32 protein-coding genes are annotated in these 24,941 nt (G+C 60.9%); 16 read left to right on the forward strand and 16 right to left on the reverse strand.

What is annotated here, in order from left to right; all coding sequences use genetic code 11:
• Positions 1–10: 10 nt before the first annotated feature.
• The 7 genes from GO014_RS05610 to GO014_RS05640 all read right to left on the reverse strand — a co-directional run bounded on the left by GO014_RS05610 (position 11) and on the right by GO014_RS05640 (position 5,443).
• Positions 11–1,357, reverse strand: coding sequence for a UDP-glucose dehydrogenase family protein (locus GO014_RS05610; RefSeq protein ID WP_343030789.1), 1,347 nt, complete (start codon positions 1,355–1,357; stop codon positions 11–13).
• A 145-nt stretch (positions 1,358–1,502) separates the two neighbouring features.
• Entirely contained in the window at positions 1,503–1,934 is a 432-nt protein-coding gene (gene arfB, locus GO014_RS05615; RefSeq protein ID WP_157289418.1) for an alternative ribosome rescue aminoacyl-tRNA hydrolase ArfB, read from the reverse strand.
• Positions 1,935–1,957: 23 nt separating this feature from the next.
• Positions 1,958–2,182, reverse strand: coding sequence for a hypothetical protein (locus tag GO014_RS05620; protein ID WP_116588471.1), 225 nt, complete (start codon positions 2,180–2,182; stop codon positions 1,958–1,960).
• Complete coding sequence (gene thrS / locus GO014_RS05625) at positions 2,182–4,173, reverse strand: threonine--tRNA ligase (RefSeq protein WP_157289419.1); 1,992 nt, start codon at positions 4,171–4,173, stop codon at positions 2,182–2,184. The genes GO014_RS05620 and thrS overlap by 1 nt, the downstream gene beginning before the upstream one ends.
• A 97-nt stretch (positions 4,174–4,270) precedes the next feature.
• A complete protein-coding gene (locus tag GO014_RS05630; protein ID WP_157289420.1) occupies positions 4,271–4,672 on the reverse strand; it encodes a GFA family protein in 402 nt (133 codons plus the stop codon).
• On the reverse strand, positions 4,653–4,970 hold the full coding sequence (gene yidD, locus GO014_RS05635) for a membrane protein insertion efficiency factor YidD (RefSeq protein WP_425482062.1): 318 nt from the start codon (positions 4,968–4,970) through the stop codon (positions 4,653–4,655). The genes GO014_RS05630 and yidD overlap by 20 nt, the downstream gene beginning before the upstream one ends.
• 20 nt (positions 4,971–4,990) lie before the next feature.
• Positions 4,991–5,443: an iron-sulfur cluster assembly scaffold protein gene (locus tag GO014_RS05640; RefSeq protein ID WP_116588467.1), complete on the reverse strand. Its 453-nt coding sequence runs from the start codon at positions 5,441–5,443 to the stop codon at positions 4,991–4,993.
• Between the two features lie 151 nt (positions 5,444–5,594).
• Between GO014_RS05640 and folE the strand changes: the two genes are divergently transcribed.
• The 3 genes from folE (at position 5,595) to hisI (ending at position 7,644) form a co-directional block, all read left to right on the forward strand.
• On the forward strand, positions 5,595–6,215 hold the full coding sequence (folE, locus tag GO014_RS05645) for a GTP cyclohydrolase I FolE (protein ID WP_116588466.1): 621 nt from the start codon (positions 5,595–5,597) through the stop codon (positions 6,213–6,215).
• Between the two features lie 77 nt (positions 6,216–6,292).
• Positions 6,293–7,126, forward strand: a complete 834-nt coding sequence (locus GO014_RS05650; protein ID WP_157289422.1) for an AraC family transcriptional regulator — start codon at positions 6,293–6,295, stop codon at positions 7,124–7,126.
• 65 nt (positions 7,127–7,191) lie between these two features.
• Complete coding sequence (gene hisI, locus GO014_RS05655; protein WP_157289423.1) at positions 7,192–7,644, forward strand: phosphoribosyl-AMP cyclohydrolase; 453 nt, start codon at positions 7,192–7,194, stop codon at positions 7,642–7,644.
• On the opposite strand, the gene GO014_RS05660 is transcribed toward hisI, so the two are convergent.
• Complete coding sequence (locus tag GO014_RS05660; RefSeq protein ID WP_157289424.1) at positions 7,641–8,375, reverse strand: rhomboid family intramembrane serine protease; 735 nt, start codon at positions 8,373–8,375, stop codon at positions 7,641–7,643. The two genes, hisI and GO014_RS05660, sit on opposite strands and share 4 nt — an antisense overlap.
• A gap of 188 nt (positions 8,376–8,563) precedes the next feature.
• Between GO014_RS05660 and GO014_RS05665 the strand changes: the two genes are divergently transcribed.
• The 3 genes from GO014_RS05665 (at position 8,564) to GO014_RS05675 (ending at position 10,769) form a co-directional block, all read left to right on the forward strand.
• Positions 8,564–9,211, forward strand: coding sequence for a PAS domain-containing protein (locus tag GO014_RS05665; protein ID WP_157289425.1), 648 nt, complete (start codon positions 8,564–8,566; stop codon positions 9,209–9,211).
• 105 nt (positions 9,212–9,316) lie between these two features.
• Positions 9,317–9,949 carry a PilZ domain-containing protein gene (locus tag GO014_RS05670; protein ID WP_157289426.1) on the forward strand — a complete coding sequence of 211 codons (633 nt, stop codon included), beginning with the start codon at positions 9,317–9,319 and terminating at the stop codon, positions 9,947–9,949.
• Between the two features lie 196 nt (positions 9,950–10,145).
• Positions 10,146–10,769, forward strand: a complete 624-nt coding sequence (locus GO014_RS05675; protein ID WP_157289427.1) for a transglutaminase-like cysteine peptidase — start codon at positions 10,146–10,148, stop codon at positions 10,767–10,769.
• A 108-nt stretch (positions 10,770–10,877) separates the two neighbouring features.
• Here GO014_RS05675 and GO014_RS05680 read toward each other — a convergent pair whose 3' ends face one another.
• Positions 10,878–11,198 (reverse strand): DUF6949 family protein, encoded by a 321-nt coding sequence (locus tag GO014_RS05680; RefSeq protein WP_157289428.1) that lies wholly within the window; start codon positions 11,196–11,198, stop codon positions 10,878–10,880.
• A 69-nt stretch (positions 11,199–11,267) separates the two neighbouring features.
• Here GO014_RS05680 and GO014_RS05685 point away from each other — a divergent pair, with 69 nt between their 5' ends.
• Entirely contained in the window at positions 11,268–11,996 is a 729-nt protein-coding gene (locus GO014_RS05685) for a hypothetical protein (protein WP_157289429.1), read from the forward strand.
• Here GO014_RS05685 and GO014_RS05690 read toward each other — a convergent pair.
• From GO014_RS05690 to GO014_RS05700, 3 genes are all read right to left on the reverse strand, one after another.
• Positions 11,993–12,211, reverse strand: a complete 219-nt coding sequence (locus tag GO014_RS05690; RefSeq protein WP_104894041.1) for a DUF3126 family protein — start codon at positions 12,209–12,211, stop codon at positions 11,993–11,995. The genes GO014_RS05685 and GO014_RS05690 overlap by 4 nt on opposite strands.
• Positions 12,212–12,325: 114 nt before the next feature.
• Entirely contained in the window at positions 12,326–13,153 is an 828-nt protein-coding gene (gene cysE, locus GO014_RS05695) for a serine O-acetyltransferase (protein ID WP_157289430.1), read from the reverse strand.
• Positions 13,154–13,234: 81 nt separating this feature from the next.
• Entirely contained in the window at positions 13,235–14,005 is a 771-nt protein-coding gene (locus GO014_RS05700; protein ID WP_157289431.1) for an alpha/beta fold hydrolase, read from the reverse strand.
• A 130-nt stretch (positions 14,006–14,135) separates the two neighbouring features.
• Between GO014_RS05700 and GO014_RS05705 the strand changes: the two genes are divergently transcribed.
• From GO014_RS05705 to GO014_RS05730, 6 genes are all read left to right on the forward strand, one after another.
• Positions 14,136–14,381, forward strand: a complete 246-nt coding sequence (locus GO014_RS05705; protein WP_116588456.1) for a zinc-finger domain-containing protein — start codon at positions 14,136–14,138, stop codon at positions 14,379–14,381.
• 8 nt (positions 14,382–14,389) lie between these two features.
• Entirely contained in the window at positions 14,390–15,568 is a 1,179-nt protein-coding gene (locus GO014_RS05710) for an FAD-dependent monooxygenase (protein ID WP_157289432.1), read from the forward strand.
• Between the two features lie 87 nt (positions 15,569–15,655).
• Positions 15,656–16,993 carry a TCR/Tet family MFS transporter gene (locus tag GO014_RS05715; protein ID WP_157289433.1) on the forward strand — a complete coding sequence of 446 codons (1,338 nt, stop codon included), beginning with the start codon at positions 15,656–15,658 and terminating at the stop codon, positions 16,991–16,993.
• On the forward strand, positions 16,971–17,453 hold the full coding sequence (locus tag GO014_RS05720; RefSeq protein WP_343030846.1) for a GNAT family N-acetyltransferase: 483 nt from the start codon (positions 16,971–16,973) through the stop codon (positions 17,451–17,453). Before GO014_RS05715 ends, GO014_RS05720 begins: the two co-directional genes overlap by 23 nt.
• Before the next feature lie 520 nt (positions 17,454–17,973).
• The gene (locus GO014_RS05725; protein ID WP_425482055.1) at positions 17,974–18,363 is read left to right on the forward strand and encodes a DUF6152 family protein; all 390 of its coding nucleotides are present in this window, start codon (positions 17,974–17,976) and stop codon (positions 18,361–18,363) included.
• Between the two features lie 3 nt (positions 18,364–18,366).
• Positions 18,367–18,831 carry a DUF2214 domain-containing protein gene (locus GO014_RS05730; RefSeq protein WP_157289435.1) on the forward strand — a complete coding sequence of 155 codons (465 nt, stop codon included), beginning with the start codon at positions 18,367–18,369 and terminating at the stop codon, positions 18,829–18,831.
• Position 18,832: 1 nt separating this feature from the next.
• On the opposite strand, the gene gndA is transcribed toward GO014_RS05730, so the two are convergent.
• The gene (gene gndA, locus GO014_RS05735; protein WP_157289436.1) at positions 18,833–20,251 is read right to left on the reverse strand and encodes an NADP-dependent phosphogluconate dehydrogenase; all 1,419 of its coding nucleotides are present in this window, start codon (positions 20,249–20,251) and stop codon (positions 18,833–18,835) included.
• 340 nt (positions 20,252–20,591) lie between these two features.
• Here gndA and GO014_RS05740 point away from each other — a divergent pair, with 340 nt between their 5' ends.
• The 3 genes from GO014_RS05740 (at position 20,592) to GO014_RS05750 (ending at position 23,022) form a co-directional block, all read left to right on the forward strand.
• Positions 20,592–21,365 (forward strand): SDR family oxidoreductase, encoded by a 774-nt coding sequence (locus tag GO014_RS05740; RefSeq protein ID WP_157289437.1) that lies wholly within the window; start codon positions 20,592–20,594, stop codon positions 21,363–21,365.
• Positions 21,334–21,897: a gluconokinase gene (locus GO014_RS05745; RefSeq protein WP_157289438.1), complete on the forward strand. Its 564-nt coding sequence runs from the start codon at positions 21,334–21,336 to the stop codon at positions 21,895–21,897. The genes GO014_RS05740 and GO014_RS05745 overlap by 32 nt, the downstream gene beginning before the upstream one ends.
• A gap of 99 nt (positions 21,898–21,996) precedes the next feature.
• Positions 21,997–23,022: a saccharopine dehydrogenase NADP-binding domain-containing protein gene (locus GO014_RS05750; protein ID WP_157289439.1), complete on the forward strand. Its 1,026-nt coding sequence runs from the start codon at positions 21,997–21,999 to the stop codon at positions 23,020–23,022.
• Positions 23,023–23,047: 25 nt separating this feature from the next.
• Here GO014_RS05750 and GO014_RS05755 read toward each other — a convergent pair whose 3' ends face one another.
• From GO014_RS05755 to GO014_RS05765, 3 genes are all read right to left on the reverse strand, one after another.
• Positions 23,048–23,800: an SDR family NAD(P)-dependent oxidoreductase gene (locus tag GO014_RS05755; protein ID WP_116588447.1), complete on the reverse strand. Its 753-nt coding sequence runs from the start codon at positions 23,798–23,800 to the stop codon at positions 23,048–23,050.
• Between the two features lie 139 nt (positions 23,801–23,939).
• Complete coding sequence (locus tag GO014_RS05760; RefSeq protein WP_116588694.1) at positions 23,940–24,308, reverse strand: DUF1622 domain-containing protein; 369 nt, start codon at positions 24,306–24,308, stop codon at positions 23,940–23,942.
• A gap of 145 nt (positions 24,309–24,453) precedes the next feature.
• Positions 24,454–24,939, reverse strand: coding sequence for a CYTH domain-containing protein (locus GO014_RS05765; RefSeq protein ID WP_157289440.1), 486 nt, complete (start codon positions 24,937–24,939; stop codon positions 24,454–24,456).
• Between the last annotated feature and the right edge of the window lie 2 nt (positions 24,940–24,941).

Below are 24,941 nucleotides of genomic sequence, written 5' to 3' on the forward strand. Positions count from 1 at the left end.
TTCTATAGCATCATTCGGCCGCGTCAGTGAGGGCGGAACCCTTCAGATCCTGCTCTGGTCGCCCGATACTGACATAGCTGAAACCATGGCGGCGCAACTCGTGCGGCCTGTAGACATTGCGCAGATCCACGAAGATTGGCATGTGCATTGCTGATTTGAGGCGATCCAGGTCCAGTGAACGAAACTCGTTCCATTCGGTGATCAGCACTATGGCGTCGGCACCATCAGCGACGTCATAGGCACTGTCGGCAAACTGGACATTTTCCGTCAACCCGCGCGCCGCATCCATCCCCTGAGGATCGAACGCGACGATCTTCGCGCCTCTGTCTTGCAGACCGCGAATGACATCAAGCGAAGGCGCCTCGCGCATGTCGTCTGTGTTTGGCTTGAAGGTCAGACCCAATACGCCAATTGTCCGCCCACGCACATCGCCGCCACAGGCCGCAACAATCTTTCGCGCCATGCTCCGCTTGCGCTGATCATTGATCGAGACCGTGGTCTCCACCAACCGCATCGGACTCCCGAAATCCTGTCCGATCTTGACCATCGCCGCAGTGTCCTTGGGAAAGCAAGACCCCCCATAGCCAGGACCTGCGTGCAGAAATTTCGCCCCAATGCGGTTGTCCAGCCCGATGCCACGGGCCACATCCTGTACATTGGCGCCGGTGGCTTCGCACAGATCGGCCACCTCATTAATGAAGGTGATTTTCATCGCCAGAAACGCGTTCGCTGCATATTTGGTCAGCTCGGCCGTCCGGCGATCAGTAAACAACAATGGCGCCTGGTTGAGATAGAGCGGCCGATAGACCTCCGTCATCACCTCGCGCGCACGCTCATCATCAAGACCGATGACAATCCGGTCCGGTCGCTTGAAATCCTCAATAGCCGCGCCTTCACGCAGGAATTCAGGATTTGAGACCACCGCAACATCAGCCTGTGGGTTCTCGGCCTTGATGAGATGGGCAACCTCATCGCCCGTTCCGACCGGAACTGTGGACTTGGTCACTACCACGGTAAAGCCCGATAGGGCCTTGGCGATTTCGCGTGTCGCGGCATAGACGTAACTCAGATCGGCGTGACCATCGCCCCGCCTGCTGGGCGTGCCAACAGCTATGAAGACGACATCTGCCCGGCTGACGGCGCCGCTCAGATGGATTGAAAAGGCGAGACGCTCCGACACGATATTCGCATTGACCAGTTCCGAAAGTCCGGGCTCGTAAATTGGTATTCCGCCCTTTTCGAGGGACGCGATCCTAGCCTGATCCTTGTCGATACAGACGACTTCATGACCAAAATCGGCTAGGCAAGCGCCCGTAACGAGACCTACATAGCCCGATCCCACGACTGCGATTTTCACCGGATCTCGCTCCGTTCATGCTTGTCGGGACGCACGGACTGAATGTCCACTTCGACTCGAAGCCGCCTGCGGCCAGCAAAGTACCACTTTCCAATCAGTTCTATGACGTAAAACGCGGTTCATAGCGCAACGACATCATTCGGCACTAATCTGAGTCACCCGGGCGAGAACGCATACGCTTGACGACGCTCCGATTGGTCTTCTTGTCCAATCGACGTTTCTTTGATGCCAGCGTCGGACGCGTGGCAATCCGCGGCTTGGGCACAAAAACGCCCGCGCGCAGCAACGCCACCAGGCGTTCGAGAGCATCGGCCCGGTTGAGTGGCTGATCCCGATGGCTGTTCGCCGTAATGACGATGACGCCATCCTTGGTGAGACGGCTCCCGGCCAAGCTCGCGACACGCCGCTTTACCGGCTCTGGCAGGCTGGTGTTGGCCGCAAGATTGAAGCGCAACTGCACCGCACTCGCGACCTTGTTGATGTTCTGCCCGCCCGGCCCCGAGGCACGAACGAAACTCTCCTCGATCTCTGACGGATCGATACTGAGGGAACGGGTGATGTGAATTGGCTCAGCCATGCCTCACCCAATCCTTGTTGTGTTCAGCGCTTCGAGCGGCCCGCGAACCAGACTTCCTCGTCATGGATGACGCGACCCTTTTCGGTGGTACGGAACTTGCCCGGCTCCACTTCTTCGACCCATTTCTTTTGCAGCATCACGGCGAACACTTTCTCGCCAATATCCTTGAAGTCATCCGGGCCAAGGACATTGGCCTCGCCCAGATGATAGAGCGCCTTCATCTCGCGGTTGGACGGACGCTGCGGCATCAGGCAGTCTTTTCCGCCGCGTCCTTGAGATCGGGCGGGGTTGCTTCGGCCATCAGGGCCACCAGCGCGTCCATGAACGGCTCGACCTTTTGGCCTTCGGTGCCAAGGCGACGCACCGAAACGGTCCCCTCCTCGGCCTCGCGCCGTCCTACCACGAACATAAGCGGCACTTTCTGCACTGAATGCTCGCGCACCTTGTAGTTGATCTTCTCGTTGCGGGTGTCGATTTCTGCCCGGATGCCGGCGTCGCGAAGCTGGCGCACCAGCTTTTCGGCGTACCCATCCGCTTCCGAGACGATTGTGGCCACCACCACCTGGGTCGGGGCCAACCACATCGGCATCTTGCCCGCATAGTTCTCGATCAGGATACCGATGAACCGCTCCAGCGAACCAAGGATCGCTCGGTGCAGCATGACCGCGTATTGGCGCGAACCATCTTCGGCCACATAGGTGGCATCGAGCCGCTCGGGCAGAACATAGTCGAGCTGCAGCGTACCCACCTGCCAGGACCGGCCGATGGCATCTTTGAGATGGAATTCCAGCTTGGGGGCATAGAACGCTCCCTCGCCTTCGGCGATCTCGAAGTCATAGCCGGTGGCGCGCAGGGCATCGCCAAGCGCTTTCTCGGCCGCATCCCAGCGCTCGATGGTGCCACCGAACTTCTCGGGACGCGTTGCAAGCTTGATCACGACATTGTCGAAGCCCATGTGGCCATAGACCGAATAGAGCAGATGCACGAAGTGCTCGGTCTCGGACTGGATCTGATCCTCACGGCAGAAGATATGCGCGTCGTCCTGCGTCATCTGCCGCACGCGCATCAGCCCATGCAGGGCGCCATGCGCTTCATTGCGATGGCAACAGCCAAATTCCGCCATCCGAAGAGGCAGATCGCGGTATGACTTGATACCCTGGTTGAAGATCTGCACGTGGGCAGGGCAGTTCATCGGCTTGAGGGCTAGATAGTCGACATCGCCTGAAACGACCGGACCGTCTTCCTCGGTATTTGGGATTTCGTCCGGCACGACGAACATGTTCTCGCGGTACTTGCCCCAGTGCCCCGACTGCTCCCAGAACTTGGCATGCATCAGTTGAGGCGTCTTGACCTCCTGGTAACCCGATTTGTCCAGGCGCCGACGAATATAGGCTTCCATCTGGTTGTAGATCACGAAGCCGCGCGGGTGCCAGAACACCGAGCCCTGCGCTTCCTCCTGCAGATGGAACAGGTCGAGGTCGCGGCCGATCTTGCGATGGTCGCGCTTTTCGGCCTCCTCCATCATCGTGAGATAGGCTTCGAGCTCGTCCCTGGTCGCAAAGGCAGTGCCATAGATGCGGCTGAGCACTTCGCGATTGCTGTCACCGCGCCAATAGGCCCCAGCCACCTTGGTCAGCTTGAAGGCCTGACCGACATCCTTGACCGTACGCATATGCGGCCCACGGCAAAGGTCCTTCCACTGCCCCTGGGCATACATCTTGATCGACTGGTCCGCCGGGATGGCGTCGACCAGTTCCACCTTGAAAGCTTCGCCCCTGGTCTCGAACCAGTCCTTGGCCTGGTCGCGGCTCCACACTTCCTTGGTGAAGGCAGCGCCACGCTCGATGATCTCGCCCATCTTCTTTTCGATGACGCGCAGCTCGTCCTCCGTGAAGGGACCAGCGGGACGGTAGAAGTCGTAATAAAAGCCGTTCTCGATCACCGGCCCGATCGTCACCTGCGTTTCGGGCCAGAGCTCCTGAACGGCCTCGGCCAACACGTGCGCCGCATCGTGCCGGATCAACTCCAGCACATCCAGCGAGCCGCTATCGCGCGTGACAAATTCGATCTTGCCGTCGCTTTCCAACGCATCGGAAAGGTCCGACAGCACGCCATTCCAGCGCATCGCGACCGTCTTCTTGGCCAGCGACTTGGAGATCCCCTCCACGATCTCGGTGCCGGTAGTGCCGCGCGAATAGTCGCGAGCAGCACCATCGGGAAAAGTCACCTTGATCGACATTTTGGATCTCCATGAAATTGGGTTGTCACGCATTCCACAATGCGCGCGGTCGCTGCCTTAGCATGAAAAGAGCCGAATGCCAGCCTCAAGCTGGCGTTCAACCCGGCAAACCCTCGAACTGCGGCAGGCTGTCGGTGATCTCGTGCCAGGGCGCCTTTGAGCCGACAAACATGTGAAACGATGGTCGCACCTTGGGGTCATCGACCAGCGTGCCCATGGCGACATGCGTGTTTCCGTTTTCCGCGATCACCGAATAGAGAAACGAGCCACACTGCCCGCAATGCACATCATGTGTGTCCGCAGGGTCGCCAAAGATAAGAACGTTTGCCTCGCCCTGCACCAGCCGCAGCCTGCCAGTCTTAATCGAAGCCATGGGCTTGAACGCCGACCCCGTCGCGCGCCGGCATCGGGAGCAGTGGCAATAAAAGGCCGCCTCGAACGCGTCCTCGACCTCATAAGTTACCGCCCCACACAGGCAGCTACCCTTTAACATGGTCATGCTTGTCTCCCCGCCAACGCCCATAGCGCCAGGGCAAATACCATCGCCCCTCTGCCGGCAGCGCCTCCGGCACAGGATCATATCCATGCGTCCCGCCCGGGCGGCAACGCCAGAACCGCGCCAGCCCCATCCAGCCGCCGGGCCAGAAGCCAAATGTCCAGATGGCAGTGCTCGTGAACTCCGAGCACGTCGGCAGGTGTCGGCACGTGCGCCCGATAAAGGCCGAAAGCGTGTAGCGGTAGAGCGTAATCAGAAAAACGGCCGCGACCTTGAACGGCAGGTCGATGACTCGCCACATCAAGGCGATGAATCGATCCATCAGCCGGTCACCGCAACCGATTGGTTGGACTCAAGCTTTTCCAGCGCCGTAGCGACGGCATCAAACACCAGAAGGGTTGACATGTGACGGGCTGGATAGCCCCGCACCGGCTCAAGATATTTGAGATCTTCCCATTTTCCCGAGGGCGGCGCCCCGTCGGCCTTGAGCATGTCGTGCATGGCCTGTCGCACGTCCAGAAACGCGCCAACTTGTGTTCCGACAATTTCCCGCGCCACCACGGCCGCCGATGTTTGCCCCAGCGCACAGGCCGAAATCTCGTGGCCATAGCCGACAATCACCCCGTCGCGCACGACAAGGTCGACCTCGATCACGGAGCCGCAAACGCGGCTGACCTTACGCGCCGATACATCCGCATCGGCCAGACGGCCTGGCTGAGTGGCGTTCCCTGCAAGGTCGAGGATTTTTTCGGAATAGAGATCGCTCAGCTCCATAATCGCGACAATTCTGTTTCTTGTTCCGGTCTCGTTCCGCTTCTATATAGGGGTTCTCCATCCGACTGTCAGGGGATTGTGCTCCTGTCGAAATCCGACGCGTCGTTCGTCGCGTAGTGAGCATCGGTCGCAACGCAAGGAGCCGGACCTCATGGACGCCCAAGTCAAGCCGCTCAAGCCCGTTACCCCTGACGCGCCGGTGACGCGCCCCAGCCGCGATGAAGCGGAAGCCGCCGTGCGTACGCTCATCGCCTGGGCCGGTGACGACCCCGGTCGCGAGGGCCTGCTGGACACGCCGGCACGTGTGGTCAAGGCCTATGGCGAACTGTTTGCCGGCTACGACCAGAACCCCGGCGAAGTCCTGTCCAAGACCTTCAAGGAAGTCGGCGGCTATGACGACCTGGTGCTGGTCAAGGGTATCCCCTTCTATGCCCATTGCGAACACCACATGGTGCCCTTTTACGGGCAGGCCCACATCGCCTACCTCCCCCATGATGGTGTCGTCGGCCTCTCAAAGCTGGCTCGGCTGGTAGAAGTTTTCGCCCGTCGCCTGCAGACTCAGGAAACCATGACGGCGCAGATCATCGATGCCATCAATGAAAATCTGGGGCCGCGCGGCGCAGCAGTCCTGCTCGAAGCCGAGCACATGTGCATGACCATGCGCGGCGTGAAGGCTCATGACGTCAAGACAGTCACGCACCGCTTTACCGGGGTTTTTGCCGAAGACCGTCAGGAACAGGATCGCTTCTTTGCCATGGTCGGTCATCGCTAGGGCCAAAAAGGCAAGCCCGATCAAACGCAGCGTATTTTGATATGGCATAGACTCGCTGTCTCACTGCGAGGTTACCCATGTCTGCCATTGTTCGAGCCCTCTGGTTTTTGGAAAGTCGATTCCCTGAGGATATCGGCCTGGATGAACTGGCCCGCTCGACAGGCCTGGCCCCAACTTATTTGTCCCGCATGTTTCCGCTGGCCACCGGCTACACAATCTCCGGCTATCTGCGCGGCCGCCGCTTGACCGAGGCGGCCAAGGCCTTGGCGGACGGTGCCCCCGACATTCTCTCGGTGGCGCTCGATGCCGGATATGGCTCGCACGAGGCATTCACCCGCGCTTTTCGCGAACAGTTCGGCCTGACACCCGACACGGTTCGTAAGAGACGCTCTCTGGATCACCTCAATCTCGTGGAGGCCATCAGAATGGAAGCCGCTATCAATATCCAACTCGACCCGCCGCGCATTGAAAAAATGCCGGCAATCCGCCTCGCCGCCCTGCCCGGGCGGCACGATCTCAACAATCCCTCCGGCATTCCGGCGCAATGGAACAGCTTTGGCCCGCTGGTGCCCGGTATCGAAGGCGTCATTCCCGGCGCAGCCTATGGCGTGGTTGGGGATATGAGCGACGGACAGTTCGACTACGCTCCGGGCGTGCAGATCACGCCTGATACACTCGTTTCGTCGCCACTTACCGTAATGACGATACCGGCCCGCAAATGGGCGCGGTTCACCCACAAGGGACATGTCTCCAATGTCCGGGCCACCTGTGCGGCCATATATGGTGACTGGTTGCCCAATTCAAACGCCGAACAGGCCGAAGGACTATCCTTTGTCGAGTATTACGGGCCCGACTTCGACCCGCGCACTGGACACGGCACAATTGAGATCTGGGTCGGTCTCAAGGACTGAAACACTGGTAAATGCCTCCGATGCGCGCTAGAGGCTCGGCATCCGCACGAGCAATGGCGCGCATCATGACCATCTCCTTCGCCGACCCAAAGACCCTTGATCATGCCACGCTGGAAGAAGGCACAACCTTTGCCCCACGCTTTGACGCCCATGGCCTTTTGACCGTCGTCACACTGGAAGATGGAACCAACCATATTCTGATGGTCGCGCATATGAATGCCGAGACCCTGTCGCTGACCCTGGAAACCGGTATCGCCCACTACTGGTCGCGTTCGCGCAAGGCGATCTGGAAGAAGGGTGAGACCTCTGGCGAACTTCAGGAAGTGGTCGAGCTGCGCACCGATTGCGATCAGGACTGCCTGGTCATGGTGGTGCGCCAGACCGGACGGGGCGCTGCCTGCCACACAGGTCGCAAATCCTGCTTTTATCGGCGCGTAAAGACCGATCAAAGCGAAAGCCGGCTTGAAGACACCGGCCTGCCTCGCCTGTTCAACCCCAAGGATGTGTACGGGGCTTAGGTTTTCCGCTCAAACAGCGGCACCATCAGGAAGCCGGCGGCGAATCCGCCAAGATGGGCCTGCCAGGCGATGGATAATGGACTCCCCGTCAGCAATGGCACCAGAGGAACTGCCGCATTGAGCGCCAGCCAGATCAATGTGAAAAGGCGCGAGGGCGGGTTGGCAAAAACCGCCCTCAGGCTCGCCAACCGGCGACCCAGCACCACCGCCTCGCCCGTTTCGGGATCGCGGGCCATCAATACCGGTTGGAACATGAAGCGAATGGCAGCACCAGTCAGGCCTGCCACGCCTCCCGATGCGCCGATCAGGTAAACCTGGCTATAGAGCGTGGTTGCCGCGAACAGCGCCGCGCCGCCAAAGGCTGAAATCAGGAACAAGGATACCATCGGCCCTGCCCCATAGCGGCGCACCACCGGTGTTGCGAAGATCACCAGCCAGGCAACATTGATCAGCAGATGGTCCCACCCGGCATGCAGGAAAGCATGAGTGAAGGGCGTCCAAATCAATGGGATGGCGATGCTCGGATCAATGCCCGCCACCACGATTCGGTAGGGCTGAAACGCGAACCACAGCAGCAGCTCCACTTGGCCTTCAGGGTTAAGAACCAGGGTTGATGCCAAATGAATAGCAATCAATATGCCAGCCAGGGCCGTTATGGACACCGGCAGCAGAAACACCGGCTCACGCCCCTCGGGCTCCTTGAATACGGGCGCCCGCTCTTGTTCATTCATCGGCAACACCCCGAGGCACCGGCAGGCCGCCGTCCTGCTTGCGCTTTTCCACATTTGGCCACAGACGTTAACCTTAACTAACCTTTAAACGCGCCACGAGCGCTGCATTTTGCGATTGTCCCCGAAGCGCGGCAGACTCCTCTTATGGAATGCCTCGACGCCTCAAATTGCGGGTCCGAACGATGCAGATGCAGAGCACAAAGACACTCTATACCTATTGGAACACGATTCGGGGTTCCCGCAGCGCTCCGGACCGTCGCGACATCGATCCGACACGCATTCGTGACGCGCTGGCCAACACCTTTATTCTTGAGCTCGACAGCGCCGACCAGTTCTCCTTCCGCCTTGCCGGCTCACATTTGTGCACCAGCTATTGCCGGGAATTGAAGGGGCGCTCCTTCTCTGCGCTCTGGCATGACCGCGACAGCGACGCCATGGACACCCTGATCCGCGCCGTCACCGAAGACCATGCCGTGGCTCTGGTCACCTTTCAGGGCACCACGGCCCTGCACACCAAGGTGAGCTTTGAGACCATTCTCATGCCCCTGCGCCACAACGGCTCGACCCATACCCGCATTCTGGGTGCGATGTCGGCGGTTGAGGAGCCCTACTGGCTCGGCGTGCAGCCTATCCTCGAACAGCGCATCACTGGCCTCCGGCTGATCTGGCCCGACGAGGTTCCGGCCGAAGAATCCGCACGCGAAGTCATGGCCAGTGTTGTCAACGACGCCGAATATGGTTCATCGGCACAGCCCGCAGCCATGCCAACTACTGTTTATGGCCGCAGCGCCCGCCGCTACGCCCATCTTGCCGTTATTGACGGCGGCCGAAACTGAATGGGTCGCTTTTGAGCGACCTATTTGGACCAATTCTCATCAAGCGTTAACCAAGCCCGGCTAAGTTTGCTGTGGTTTTCCCCAGTGCGTGGAACAGGTTGACGTATGCTCAATGACGACATTTCTGCTCCGCAGCCCATTACCAGTCTGCACGCCGGCGCGGGAGAGCGCCGCTTCCAGCGCGTCAAGGTGTCGATCCTAGGCCGCTACATGCTGGCGGACCGTCGTGAATTTCCGTGCCAGGTCCTGTCCATGTCCCCCGGCGATGCCGTGGTGATTGCCCCGGTTCCCGGCATTGTTGGCGAGCGGATCATCGCCTATCTTGATCATCTGGGGCGCGTTGAAGGGACCATCCTGTCCCAGGTTGATGGCGGATTCATCATGGATATCGGCGCATCGCCGCGCAAGCGCGACAAGATGGCGGCCCAGCTCACCTGGCTGGCCAACAAAGACATTCTCAATCTCCCCGAGGACCGCCGCCACGAGCGCGTTGTCCCCGACATCCGCCATTCGACCGTCGTGCTCGACGATGGACGCCGCTACAACTGCAAGATCATCGACATCTCACTCTCCGGCGCTGCCGTCGAACTCGATGTGCGTCCGGCCATGGGTACGCCCATCACACTGGGCCGCATGCGCGCCCGCGTCGTCCGTCATTTCCAGAATGGTGTCGCCGTGGAGTTCGTGGCCGCACAGGAAATGCTGACCGTGGTGCAGCAGAACCTGCGCATGAACTGACCCCCGACAGGGCAAGCACCGACGTGCCGCTTACGAGCGGAGGCGCCTGAGCGAATGCACCGGTGCATTCACCGGCGCCGTCATGGTCAACAAATCCTTATAAGTATCGATAAAACACGCATAAAAACTGCGTGGCACTTTTCGGATCGGGGCAATCGGCCATCCCTAGTGTGGTCTCCATCAGGGAGACGACACCATGAATTTTTTCAAGAAGGGCCGGCTGGCAGGGCTACTCATCGCCCTCCTCGCAATCGCCCCGGCTACTCCGAGCGCAGCGCTGGACCTCACCAACATCGCCTATGTCCAGACCAGCTCGGGCACGACCTCGATCCCGGTCGGTCATCTGGAATTTTGCAGGTCCAATCCGACCGAATGCCGTGGCTATGACCGCGTCGAGCCCGCGACCGTGCTGGATGATCGCAACTGGCAGCAACTCGTTTCAGTCAACGCCTACTACAATCAGAACGTCATTCCGGTCACCGATCAGGATCTCTATAATGTTGCCGAGTTCTGGACCTACCCGAACGGCTATGGGGACTGCGAAGACTTCGCGCTTGCCAAGCGCCGCGACCTGATCAATTCGGGTTGGCACCCCTCGACACTGATGATCGCGGTGGTCAAGGAAGCCAATGGCAACGGCCACGCCGTGCTGATCGCCCGCACAGATCGTGGTGACCTCGTCCTCGACAACCAAGACGGCACGATCCGCCTCTGGAGCGACACGCCTTACAAGTTCATCAAGCGCCAGTCACAGGCTCATGCCGGTCAATGGGTCGACATGATCGACAACCGCGTTCTGGTCGTCGCTGCCGCCGACTGACAAGTTTCCGGACCCCGCCCAAATCCTATCCCTGATAGGGGTCTGAAGAGCCAGGCCGGTCATGCGCAAGCGTGGCCGGCCTAGCTGCGTCCAGGCGTAGACTTGCAATTATGGCCGAAGAGCCACGTAGATACTCATGAAAAAGAGCCCAGTTATGAAGGCCCAGCCAAAGGCCACGAGGGCCGAGATTAGAACAGACGGCATCGAGATCGTGCCATCCTCATCATGGCTCCAACCCACCTGGAGAAGGATGTAGGGACCGCACACGAAGCTCATCGCCAGATTGCCCAGTGAGGCCAGATAAGACCGGCCATCCCAGCGCAGCATGGCCTGCTGCCGCGTAACCCACTGGTAAAGGTGCGTACCTGCCCCCGCTATGCAAAGACCCACGCCCATGATGAACGCCGCAAGCAAAAGTTCTCTGGTCATGCCCATCCCCGTGCCATCTGCCCATGCTGCGCGAATATTTACTGTTTGTTAAGCATATTGCGCCTCCTAATGGATGTCACCCCGAAGCGAGAATTCTGGTTAATTTCCACCATGGCGGCCTCAGGCATCGATGCGAACGCTTCGGAAGGTGGCAAAGGCCAGATGGCCTACAACCTTGCCGGAATTGCGCTGATCGTTCTGCTTCTGACGGTGGGCGTGGCTTACCTGGTTGACCAGGCGGCCCGAAATACGCAGCGGCCCCTGCCCAGCCTGATTGATGCAGATCCGATAACGCAGACTGTTGCAGGACGGGAATTGCATGTTCCCACGACCTGGTTCCGCTTTGGCGAAACCATCAAGCCCGGCTTTGTCAGCCAAGTCGATCTAACTTTCGCTCTGCCGCTGATTGCCGGCCAGCAACCAACGCCGGTCGAGGCGACGCTGATTTCGCGCAGTGCAGCGCGCGCCAGCGGTGCGCTGCTCGACGCGGTCTACTTGCACCAATTTGCCGATGGCTCCGTGGGCGGCATCCCCGGACTGGTGGGCAAGCCGCTGCTTGCCGCCGATGGATATGCAGACGAAACGGTCTGGTACGACCCACTCTCGCCTGCCCCATTTGTTGCCAAATGCGCCGCAGCGCCAGATCCGAGCCGTTCGGATCGCTGTTTGAGGACAATACACTTGCCCAACGGCCTGGCCGCCATCCTCAGCTTTGACGCGGAGGCGCTGGTCGCCTGGCGTCAGTTTGACGCCGAGCTCGCCCAGTGGTTGGGCAAGATCGGCGCATTGGACAATTAGTCGATATCGTCCAGGTCGATGTCCAGGATCGACATGGAGAACATATAGGACTTGTCGCCATCTTCATCGTCGAGGTGGATCAGGCCGATCGACTCCTCGCCGATGAACACTTCAACAGAATCGTTCAGCTTCGGCCGCGGACGGACATCGATGTTGCGATTGTTGAAGGTGCGTTGCAGAAATTTCTGCAGCTTGATGATCTCGGGGTGGTTCACGGGAACATGTCCTGCTGGTTGCGTTGAGGCGGCAATCTAGTGTCTCGACAAACCCTGACAACCCCCGCATGGACCAATTTACCGGTAACAACTGGCCCGAGTGGCTTGCCCGCGCTATTTGACCCCGTCGTACACCAGCACCATCTGGTCCATGACCAGGGCTGGCTGTGCGCATCCGGCCTCGCCGATCACCTTGGCAGGCACGCCGGCCACGGTCGTGCGCGGAGGCACTTCCTTGAGCACCACGGACCCCGCACCGACCCGGCTGCAATCACCTACCTTGATATTGCCGAGCACCTTGGCCCCAGCGCCTATCAGTACCCCATTGCCGATCTTGGGATGCCGATCCTGATCCGCCTTGCCGGTTCCGCCTAGCGTTACATTTTGCAGGATCGAGACATTGTCCCCCACAATTGCGGTCTCACCTATGACCAGCCCGGTGCCATGGTCGAGCATGACGCCCTTACCCATGGGCACGGCCGGGTTGATGTCGACCTGGAACACCTGGCTCGAACGGCTTTGCAGATAAAGCGCGAAGTCCCTTCGCCCCGATTTGTGCATGGCATGGGCGAAACGATGGGTCTGGATCGCCTGGAAGCCCTTGAAATAGAGCAGCGGCTCAATGGCCCGGTGGCAGGCCGGATCACGCTCCAGTGTCGCAGCCAGATCCACCCGGGCGGCCTGACCGACTTCGGGATGGTCGCGCAGGGTTTCCGCGAAAGCCTGGCGGATCATGTCTGCCGACACATCTTCATGGTCAAGGCGCGTCGCCAGGCGGTGCGCAAGCGCCTCTTCCAGGGTCTCATGATTGAGAATGGTAGAGAGTACCAGATTGGCAAGAAACGGCTCGTTATCGAGCACCTGGCGAGCCCCGGCACGAACAGCCTCCCAAACCGGGTCGACCGCCTGGATCTGGGAGGAAATCTTGGCATTGCCGCTCATGTCGCGAGTCTCCGCTTCATCGATAGATGACGATATAATCTACATCAATTCGCTGTTCAAAGCCAAAGCTGCCCATTTGGTTCACGAAACCGGCACGCTGGAGCAATGCTCGCTGAGAAACGCCAGTGCCGCTGCCTTGAACACCTTGTCCCCGGTCGCCCGCATATGGTCGCGTCTGGGGATGAGGAGTGCTTCACCTTGTGGCAGCAATTCGGCCAATTCCTCGGGTCCGCCGGCCATCTCGTCCTCTTCGCCTACCGCCACCAGCGCCGGCACTTCAATGCGCCGCACATCGGCGCGTGCCATGGGCTGGCGCGAGGTCTCCATGCAAGCCGCCAGCGCTTCGCGATCCGAACCGGTATGGTCGGCAAAGATGCGGAACTGCCGCGCGGTGGGATGGGTCAGGTCAGACAGATCCGGTGCCCGCAACCCGGCAATGATGTCATTGCCGTCGCTCAGCCCGTTGACCAGGTTCATGGCCATGCCCCCAAAAATCGCTGCAACGACCCGTTCGGGGTGATGGAACGCCAGGAAAGCGGCAATCCGGGCGCCCATTGAATAGCCCATCACCGCCGCCTTTTCGATTCCCAGATGATCGAGCAGCGCCAGGGCGTCCTCGGCCATCTGTGTGGGGTAGTAGAGCTCGGGATCATGCGGCCTGTCCGTTTGCCCATGACCACGATTATCAATCGTGATGGCCTGATAACCCGCCTCGGTCAGCGTCTCCACCCAACCGGTATCGACCCAATTGACCTTGCCGCTTGAGGCAAAGCCGTGAATGAGCAGGACCGGCGGGCCTTCTCCGGTAACCTCATAGGCAATCGACAGGCCGGATGTGGTGAAGCTGGGCATGGGGCATCCTCTTTTCAGTCCCTCGGGTGTTGCGGCTTCAGGACGCAAAATCAAGCGCCCTTTGCCCTTTTCTTGGTTGAGGCCTTTGGCTATGGTCGCGCCAAATCAAACACACTCCAGGTTCCCGACCATGGCACACGGCTCGACCCCGCATTTCCACAATACCGAAGGCCTGCGCAGCATCGAGATCGGGTCCAAGGAATTTCAGTGCGTCGGCGCCCTCCCCCCGTTCGATCATCCCCATGTCTTCCTCGACATGGGCAAGGATGACGAGATCGTGTGCCCCTATTGCTCCACGCTCTATATCTACAAGGCTGAACTGGGCGAGGGTCATGCCAACCCCGCCTCGGCCATCTTCAAGGCCCACGCCGCCTGAGCAGGCCCATGCCCAGTCCGGGCCGCAATTATGTCATTGCAGGTGCCGGCATTGCGGGCATGACCTTGGCGCTTGCGCTGGCCAAGTTTGGCGCGACGGTGGTGGTGCTCGAACGCAGCCCAACGATTCAGGAGTTTGGCGCCGGGCTGCAGATCAGCCCCAATGCCCGCCGCGTACTCGATCGGCTCGGGCTGGGCGACGCCATCGATCAGGTCAGCCTCGAGCCCGAAGCGCTCGATGTCTATGCGCAGGGCAGCAAGCACCCGCTGGCCAGCTTGGAGCTGGGTGCGATCATGCGCGAACGCTTCGGCGCCCCTTATGCCGTCATGCACCGGGGTGACCTGGCGAAGCTGCTCTACAAGGCCTGCAGGTGCTTCGCCAATATCGATATCCTGTTCGGCGTGCGCAGCTGGGACGTGGTTTCCCACGCCCGTGGGGTGACCGTGGCCATCGATGAAGCCAATGGGCAAAGCCGCACGGCGCGCGCCGACGGGTTCATCGGGGCTGATGGCGTGCATTCCCAGACCCGCATTGGCGTTCTGGATGGCCCGGCCGCCCAATATCGCAACCGCATTGCCTGGCGCACGCTGGTGTCGGCCGATTCGCTTGGCGGACAGATCGCCATGGATCGGGTGTCGGTGTTTTTCGGCGGCGGCTTTCACCTGGTTTGCTACCCCCTGCCCCATCGCAGCCAAGTGAACCTGGCCTTGTTCATGCCCGGCGCAATTCCCCCGGATGGCGTTCAGCCACAGGCAAGGCGACCCGGCCCAAAGGTCGAGGCTCTGCTGGCTGCGGCGGCGGACAACTGGATTGCCTGGCCCATGTACACGGTGGACACCTCGCTCTGGCATCATGGCAATATCGGCATCATTGGTGATGCCGCCCACGCCATGGTGCCATTCCAGGCGCAGGGTGCGGCCATGGGCATAGAGGACGCGGCAACCCTGGCGCCGCTGTTGATGGGAACTGAATCGGCCGAAACCGCCTTGTCCCGATATGCCGGCATCCGGCAGCCGCGCGCCCGTCGGGTTGCCGCACTTTCGGCAGAGAATGGGCGCATATTTCATATGGCCTGGCCGTTCAGCTTGGCGCGGAACGTTGTCATGCGGTTGCAGGGGCCTAGAGCCCATCTCAAGCGACTTGCATGGATCTATTCTCACGACGTGGGCGACGGCCCCGCGCCGTGATCGGCTCCGGCCTTGCCTTGTCGGCTTCCGCCGTGTCAATTGCATCGCACCATTCCGGTGGAACAAAGAAAAGGTAACAACCACCGCATGCAAGCTGCGATTCGCTCTCGCCTGACCCTGACCTGCATTCTGATCACCATTCTGATCGACATGATCGGTGTGGGGATTATTGTGCCGGTGCTGCCCGAGCTGCTCGAGGACCTGACCGGCGGCAGCGTGGCCCAGGCCGCAGTCATCGGTGGCTATCTGGTGTTTGCCTATGCCTTCATGCAGTTCGTTTTCTCGCCGGTGCTGGGCAATCTTTCGGATCGCTTCGGGCGTCGCCCTGTGCTGCTGCTCTCGCTGCTGGGTCTGACCTTCGACTATCTGATGATGTCGATTGCCCCCTTCGTCTGGTACCTCTTCGTGGGCCGCATCATTGCCGGCATTGCCGGGGCCGCACTGGCAACAGCCACCGCCTACATGGCCGACATCACCCCGCCTCATAAGCGCACCCACCGCTTTGGCCTGATCGGCGCAGCCTTCGGGCTCGGATTCATTATCGGCCCGGTGATCGGCGGCGAATTGGGTGAATTCGGCCCGCGCGTGCCCTTCTTTGCGGCGGCCGGCCTGGCCTTTGCCAATTTCCTTTTTGGCCTGTTCGTCCTGCCCGAGAGCCTGCCCAAATCCTCGCGCCGCAGATTCGATATTCGCCGCGCCAACCCCCTCGGCGCGGTACTGGCCCTCAAGAAATATCCTTCCGTGCTCTGGCTGCTGGCCGTCCTGTTCTTCTTCCAGCTTTCGGCCCAGGCCTTGCCGACGGTGTTCAGCTATTTCACCGTGGAAGTGTTCAACTTCACCTCCTCGATCATTGGCCGCACGCTGGGCGCGTTCGGGCTGGGCTTTGCCATCAGCCAGGCCGTTCTGGCCGGTCCGATGTCGCGCGGTATTGGCGAACCGGCGGTCGCCATGATCGGACTGCTCGCGGCGATTGCTGCCTTTGCCGGCGTCGCCTTCTCGACCGAAGAATATATGCTCTATCTCGCCATTCTGGTGGGCACGATCAGCGGCCTGGCCCCGCCCGCGATCAACGGCGTGCTGTCGCGCCAGGTGCCGGACAACAGCCAGGGCGAACTGCAGGGTGCGGTCAATGCTGCCAGCTCGCTGGCCACGATCATCGGTCCGCTCGCGGCGACGCAGATTTTCTCCTATTACACCACCACCCCCGGCACCCATGGCTATTTCCCCGGCGCCCCCTTCATTGCCGCCAGCGCCAGCGTAGCGGTTGCGCTGATCGTCTTTGCCATTGCCGCCTGGCGCTTCGAACTGGGCAGCCGCCCGAGCATTGCCGACCACCCGCATGCGCCAGAGATGGCGCCGCCGGGCCAGGTACGTGTGGCGCCACTGGAAGATGATGATGACAATAGCGCTCCGCCCCGCCATTGACGCCGACTGGCCGGCCATGTTGCGCATCGTCAAACCGGTGCTCGACGCCGGAGAAACCTATGCCATCGACACCAATCTGGGCGAAGACGGCGTCCGCGCCTATTGGCTTATGCCGGCCCATGAGGTCTTCGTGGCTGAAATCGAAGGCCGGATCGTCGGCACCTACTACCTGATGGCCAATCAGGCCGGTGGCGGCGCCCATGTGGCCAATTGCGGCTACATGACCGCGCCAGAGGCGCGCGGCCAGGGCGTGGCCCGGACCATGTGCCTGCACTCGCTCGAGCGGGCCCGTCAACGCGGTTTCCGCGCCATGCAGTTCAACCATGTCGTCTCCACCAATACCGGCGCCGTCGCGCTGTGGCAGAAGCTGGGCTTTGAAATCGTCGGCACGCTGCCCAAGGCCTTCAAGCATCCGGCGCATGGCTATGTGGACAGCTATGTGATGTTCCGGGCGCTCTAGCACGGGCCCATTTCTCCAGCACAGGCATCCGCACGGCCCCTGGACCTCTCGGTTCTAAGAATAGAGCGGCATCCCGAGACGGTCGTCGTCCCTGAAACTAATAACTGCGACGAAAACCGTCTCGGGATGCCGGGTTTTCTCGTTAGCAGGTAACTTGGCAAGCCTATCCTGGGGACGACAGCGCAATGTGCCGCCCATGCTGCCCAGGCCCTCAACCGCCGACCCGCAGACCGTGAAGGAAAGCGACTGCCCCACGCCCGGCGGTTCCCCCCGCCACTGGTCGCTGCAGGCCGCCCTGACGAGAGAGATGGACGGATTATGCAGGCGGAACTGGGTTCGGGGATAACAATGGCTCAGGCAACGTATGCACCGGCCCAAATGACGCAGTGATGACTTAACGAGCAGGCGCACAACCCGCAGCACAGGATTGGACCCTGGGCATCGCGATTTGTTGAATGGCTGGCTCGGATCAAGAGGAGGACACTGCCGTTCCAGGGGAATAACCCGGAGGACACCCACCATGAGCTTTCATTACATGGGACGCCGCAGCATCTTGGGCGCGGGACTCGCGCTGGCCTTTGCCGGTCTGGCCGGTTCAGCCATGGCGCATCATGGCTGGAGCTGGGCGGATGCCGGCATGATCGAATTGACCGGCACCATATCCAGCATCACCATTGCCCCGCCGCATCCGACCATCGAGGTCGGCGCCGACGGCGAAATTTGGACCGTGGAACTGGGCAACCCCTCGGCTACCCAGCGCGCCGGATTCGTTGAGGGCGCTGCCAAAGTCGGCCAGGAAATCGTGGCGCTGGGCAATCGGGACGCCGATGGCGCGACGCGCATGAAAGCGGTCCGCATTACCGTCGATGGTACGGTTTACGACATCTATCCCGAGCGCATCCCCTCCTAGCGCATGTGGGAGGCACTGCAGAACTGGCCGGGCGCGGTTGCCCTGCGCGGCGCCCCAGTCCTCTATCTACTGGTCAATGCCGCTCATATTCTCGGGATCGGGCTGGTCATCGGTCCCATTCTGGCGCTGGATGCACGCCTGCTCGGCTTGGCCCGCCATATCCCCATCGGTGCCGTGGGTCCGTTTCTGGCGGCGGTCGCCAAGCTCGGCGTCGGGCTGGCCATTGTGACGGGCCTGGCCCTGTTCAGCGTGCAGGCGGCCAATTATGCCGGCAACCCGGCCTTTCTGATCAAGCTTTTCATCCTGGTGTTGGCCGTTGCCAATGCGGTGAGCGTTGATCGCGGGCGGGCCTGGCGCAGGGCCATCGAGACAAATGAAATCGCCGCCGTCCTGCACTGGCAGGCGGCGGCGTCTTCCATCTTGTGGCTCGCGGTCCTGATTGCGGGCCGCAGGATCGGGTTCGTCTGACCTATTTGTCGAGCGTCGACGGCCAGGTGCCGTGCAGGTCGGAGCCACGGCCTTCGATCTCGAAACCATGCGCGCCAAAGAAGTCGCGCTGGCCCTGGATGAGATTGGCGGTACCCTGGGCCTGGCGGTAGCTGTCGAAATAGCTCAGCGCCGCCGAAAGACAGATCATCGGGAATTCGCCCACGGCAGCAGCGGCCACGACCTTGCGCAGGCTCGGGTGGCTGTCCTTCATGATCTCGACGAAATCGGGCACAACGAGCAGGTTGACCGCCTCGCCCTTGTCATAGGCAGACGCCATCTGGTCGAGGAAGCGCGAGCGGATGATGCAGCCGGCGCGCCAGATCTTGGCGATGGTGGCGAGCGGCAGGGCCCAACCATTTTCTTCCGAGGCCTTGGCGATAACGGCAAAACCCTGGGCGTAAGAGACGATCTTGCCGGCGAGCAGTGCCTTTTCGAGATCGGCCAGGGTCACCTCCGTCTTGGCGCGGTTCGGCTTGCCATAAATGCCTTCAGCGGCAACGCGCTCGGATTTGCGCGATGAGATCGAGCGGGCCGCAACGGCGCCCTCGATGGCAGTGGCCGGCACGCCCATCTGCTGGGCGGCAATGGCAGACCAGACGCCAGTGCCCTTCTGGCCGGCCTTGTCCAGGATCAATTCGACCAGCGGCTTGCCAGTCTGGTCATCGACGGCATCCAGCACATGGCCGGTGATCTCGATGAGGTAGGAATTGAGCGGCCCCTTGTTCCACTCCTTGAAGACGTCAGCGCATTCCTTGGGCGACATCCCCAATCCGTCGCGCATCACGCCATAGACCTCGGCGATCATCTGCATGTCGCCATATTCGATCCCGTTATGGATGGTCTTGACGAAGTGGCCGGCGCCGCCTTCGCCGAGATAGGCGCAGCAGCTTTCACCGTTGAACTTGGCAGCAATGGCGGTCAGCACCGCTTCGGCGTTGTGCCACTGCTCCTTGGAGCCGCCGACCATGATTGAGGGACCATGGCGGGCACCCTCTTCGCCGCCGGAGACGCCGACGCCGAGATAGCCGATATTCTTTGGCTTCAGATAATCGAAGCGGCGCTGGGTGTCGGTGAACAGCGAATTGCCGCATTCGATGATAGCGTCGCCCGCTTCCAGATGCGGCAGAAGCTGCTCGATCATGTCGTCGACCGGCTTGCCGGCCTTGACCATGATGATGATCGAGCGCGGCGCCTTCACGGTCTGGACGAACTCGGCCAGGTCATATTTGGGGATGCTATTGCCATCCAGGCCCTGGGCCTTGGCGTCGGCCATATGCTCGTCAATACGGCCCGCTGACCGGTTGTGAACGGCAACAGTGTAGCCCTTCTCGGCAATGTTCAGGGCCAGATTGGAACCCATGACCGCCAGGCCGATAAGGCCGATATCTGCTGTCGACATACAAACAGTCCTTCTAAATTTCTTCCGTGTTCACTTCATGCGCTTGAGGGCACGACACGCGGGCGGGAAATGACCACAATCCGCGCCTTGAAGGAAGGGCGGATTGCACAATTTCCGGCCAGATCGCACACCTTGTATGGAAGATCAAGTCAATCGCCTCCCAAGCTCCACCTCGCCAAGACCTCGCAATATGAGGTCTCGATCAGCTCAACCACCCTGCTGCGCGGCAGGTCGATGACAATCGATGTGTCCGGCGCCGCGCCCCCCAACCTTGCATCGCATCGGTGCGTCCTCTAACACCCGAAGGGGACGGTGCCATACTGGGAGGATAAGGCCAACAATGAAGCGGGGCATAGCGCAATTTGACCTCACCGGCCGGCGGGCCCTGGTGACCGGGTCCAGCCGCGGGTTGGGCTTCGCCATGGCAACTGCCCTGGCTGACGCCGGAGCAGAACTGGTGCTCAACGGTCGAGACGAAGTGGCATTGGGCAAGGCCGCAGCCGATCTGGCCGCAAGCGGGGCCAAGGTCTCGGCACTGGCCTTCGATGTAACCAGTCCCGACAGTGTCGCCGAGGCCATCGGCCATTGTGAGGAACAGATTGGCCCCATCGACATTCTGGTCAACAATGCCGGCATGCAGATCCGCGGGCCGCTGGAAACGTATGGCCACGAGAACTTCGAGGCCATGCTGAGCGCCCATGTGGTTTCCACCTTCTCGGTCAGCAAGGCTGTTGCCCAGCACATGCTGGAGCGCGGCACGGGCAAGATCATCAATATCTGCTCGATCCTGACCAATCACGCCCGCCCCACGGCCGCGCCTTACGGCGCCGCAAAAGCGGCAATTGCCAACCTCACGCGTGGCATGGCAGCTGACTGGGCACCGCGCGGGCTGAACATCAACGCCATTGCGCCGGGCTATTTCAAGACCGATCTCAACACCGCGCTCATGGCCGACCCGGCCTTTGATGGCTGGGTGAAGCAGCGCACCCCCATGGGCCGTTGGGGCGAGGTCGAGGAACTGGGCCCCGCCGCAATCTTTCTCGCATCCGACGCTTCCAGTTTCGTAAATGGACACATTCTCTATGTCGACGGCGCCTTCACAGCCACGGTCTGAACCGGCCCGCATCATCATCGTGATGGGCGTCAGCTCATCGGGAAAATCTACTGTGGGAGCAGCACTCGCGCGCACCCTGCATGCGCCATTCCTCGATGGCGACCAGTTTCATCCCGAGGCCAATGTCGAAAAAATGCGTGCCGGTACGCCGCTGACCGACGAAGATCGCTGGCCCTGGTTGGAAGCTCACACGGCGGCCCTCACCCAGGCAGCGGCGAAAAAGGACGTAGCTATCGGCGCCAGTTCGGCCCTCAGGCGCATCTATCGCGACTTCATTACCGAAAAGGCCGGCGAACCAGTGTTGTTTGTCTACCTCGACGGCACCAGGGAGGTCATCGGCGAGCGCATGGCCAAGCGCAGCCATGAATATATGCCGACCAGCCTCCTCGACAGTCAGTTCGCCACGCTCGAAGTGCCCGACCCTGCCGAAGAAAACACGTTGCACGTGTCCATTACCGACAGCGTCGACAAGATCGTGCGCACAATCACCGGGGCTCTCGACCACCTCAAAAAGTTCAAGCGCTGGCAATAAAACGCAACCTTCCCACGTTGGAGCGGCGTTCTGTAGCATCGTCCGGCCGAACCCTGCGGGTGTAGCAACTGGCGGCACCAATTCAGGGAGGCTTTCGACATGACCACCATCCTGATCGCCGGCGGCTATGGCGCTGTCGGCAGCAAGATCGCGCAGCAGCTCGCCGATCGTAAAGATACCGCCGTCATAATTGCCGGGCGCAGTCTGGAAAAGGCCCGCGCGGAGGCCAAGGCAATCGGCGCCGAAGCGCGGATGATAGATTTAAGACAGAGCGCGAGCTGGGCAGCAGCGCTCGAGGGTGTCGACCTAGTTGTGACCTGTATCGACCAGACCGATACGGCCTTTCTCCAAACGCTTGGTGAGCACGGTATTGCCTGCGTTGACGTCACAGCCGATGACGCGTTCTTTCGCAAGGCCGAAGCGTTGGATTTGCCTACCACAGCGGTGTTTTCAGTCGGACTGGCGCCGGGTCTGTCAAATCTCTTGGCAATTGCCGCGGCGCGGGGTCTGGATCACCTGGACAGGATCGAGATCGGTATTCTGATGGGCACAGGCGACGAGCACGGAACCGCGGCCATTGCCTGGTCGATGGCGCAGATGTTCGACCCCGATGCGCCAAGGGATGACGCCGTAATGGATTTCGGTCCGGATTTCGGTCGGCGTCGCGCCTATTTCATGAACTTCGCCGACCAGCATGTGCTGCGCCGCACCCTGCCGGGCACGAATGCCATCACACGCGTTGCCTATGACCGGGCGCTGCTGACGACGCTCTTGTTTTGGGTTGGCAGGCGCTTTGCGGGCAACAGGACTATCCAGGCGCTTTTCAACCGGATCAGCCATTTGCCGCTGCCGGGCTCGGACAAATGCGTCCTTTCCATCCGCGCCCACGGCCAGACTGCCGATAGGCCCGTGCTGCGCAGCGCCATGTTTCAAGGACGCAGGGAGGCCGCTGTGACGGCGGCCATGGCGGTTGCGGTGGCGGACACGCTTCTCAGCGGACCGATGCAACCCGGTGTGCATCACGCGCACCAAATCGTCGACGCCGACACCATTCTTGCCAGGATAGAGCAATGGGGCCATGGCACATTCACCATCGGCCCCATTGAGTCAGCGATTGTGCCTTGACCACAGGGCTGCGCGAACGCCGCGCCTACTGCGCAACATAGCCGCCATCGACCAGATGGTAGGAGCCGGTGATGTTGGACGCTGCGTCGGAAAGCAGGAACAGGGTCAGGGCAGCAACCTCGTCGGACTTGCCCAGGCGGCCAATCGGGTGGGCGGAGGCCAGCGCGTCGTAATCGTCCTTGGGCAGAGCGGCCAGAAGCGGGGTATCGATGAAGCCGGGGCCGACGGCCGTGACCCGGATGCCCTGTTTGGCATAGTCCATCGCCGCCGATTTGGTCATGCCCACCACGCCATGCTTGGCGGCAATATAGGCTGGGGCATTGGGGAAGGCGACCGATCCGAGAATGGAGGCCATGTTGACGATGGCGCCACCGCCGGACTGCAGCATGGCAGCAATCTCGAACTTCATTGAATAGAAAACGGAGTTCAGGTTGACGTCGATGACCTTGTGCCAGTCCTCGAGCGTGTAATCGCCCAACGGCGCCGCCGCGCCGCCAATGCCTGCATTGTTCACGCCCAGATCAAGCTTGCCGAAGGTATCGACGGCGAACTGAACCGCCTTCTCGACCTGATCGGCCTGTGCCACATCAACGGCCACCGCCGCCGCCTCTCCGCCATCGCTTTTGATCGCAGCGACGACCTTCTCGGCCGCATCAAGCTTGAGATCTGCCACCACGACCTTGGCTCCGCGCGTTGCCAGCTGGCGTGCCACAGCTTCGCCAATGCCGGACGCTGCGCCTGTTACCAGCGCAACCTTGCCTGCAAAATCCTTGGTCATTTCAATCTCCTTGTTGGTTTACTTGCATATGGGGATGCTCGAAGGCCGCCGCCATGCGCTGGGTCCAAATCGGGATCGAACACTCTGTTCATGTCGGGCGGCAAGGTGACCGTCGGCAGAATGACCGCCGATGGAACAATCACCGCGACTCTTGCCGTTGCCTGACCTCCGCCCGCGTTTGCTGCCAGGGCCAGCGGCCGCTGACTTCCACTTCCAGCGACAGGCTGAGGAATGTCCGGATTGCCACAATGCCGGCCAGGACCGCCAGGCTGTTCAAGCTCGGCTCGATAGCGACCGTTGCAATGATGTCGGCGGCCACCAACACTTCGAGGCCAAGCAGGATACCCCGGCCGATATCAGCGCGATAAGCGCGGAACCGGTCATGCGCGTCCGGAGTGCGCAATTGCATGGCAAAGCGCGCTGTGCCGACAATGAGGCCGAGCACAATAATGGCGATACCGCACCATTCGACGCTACGCACGATCACATGCAGCAATTGGTCGGTCATGGTTTCCCCCTTTCATTGCCTTGGAGGCTAACGCGGCGGCCCGCCGAAGCGATCCGCTGCGCCAGCCATGGCATGGGGTCTAGGGAAAATCCCCAGCCTTTTCGCTCATGGTGCCGCATCCTCCGCGAGACGAGGCAGTAGTCCCTTACACCGCGTCAGGGGTAACAGGGGGAATGCCGGGCACCCGCGCCAGGCTCGCATTGGCGTAGCGGTCATCATGGCTGACCTCGGGGCCCGCCCAGTCCGGCATGTTGATCGCCTGATCGACCGCCTCGAGTTCCACTTCCGCCACGATCAGGCCGGCATGAGCGCCGGCAAAGACATCGACTTCCCAGGTCAACCCGCCATGCGGCACCAGATATCGCGTCTTCTCGACAACGTTTGGCTGCGCCAGGGCGAGCATTTGCCGGGCATCGTCCAGTGGCACGTCATATTCGAACTCGGCGCGGCTGATCCCTTCGGCTGGGCCCTTGAGGGTCAGGACTGCTTTCCGATCGTCCGCGATGCGGATGCGCACCGTGGCCTTGGCATTGCTTGAGAGATAGCCCTGCACGAGACGCTTGCTGCCCGTGATGGACTGCTGCCATCCGTCCCCGGCAACCAGAAATTTGCGTTCGATTTCCAAGGCCATTT

This window comes from Devosia marina, assembly GCF_009758415.1.
GTDB classification, from domain to species: Bacteria; Pseudomonadota; Alphaproteobacteria; order Rhizobiales; family Devosiaceae; genus Devosia; species Devosia marina.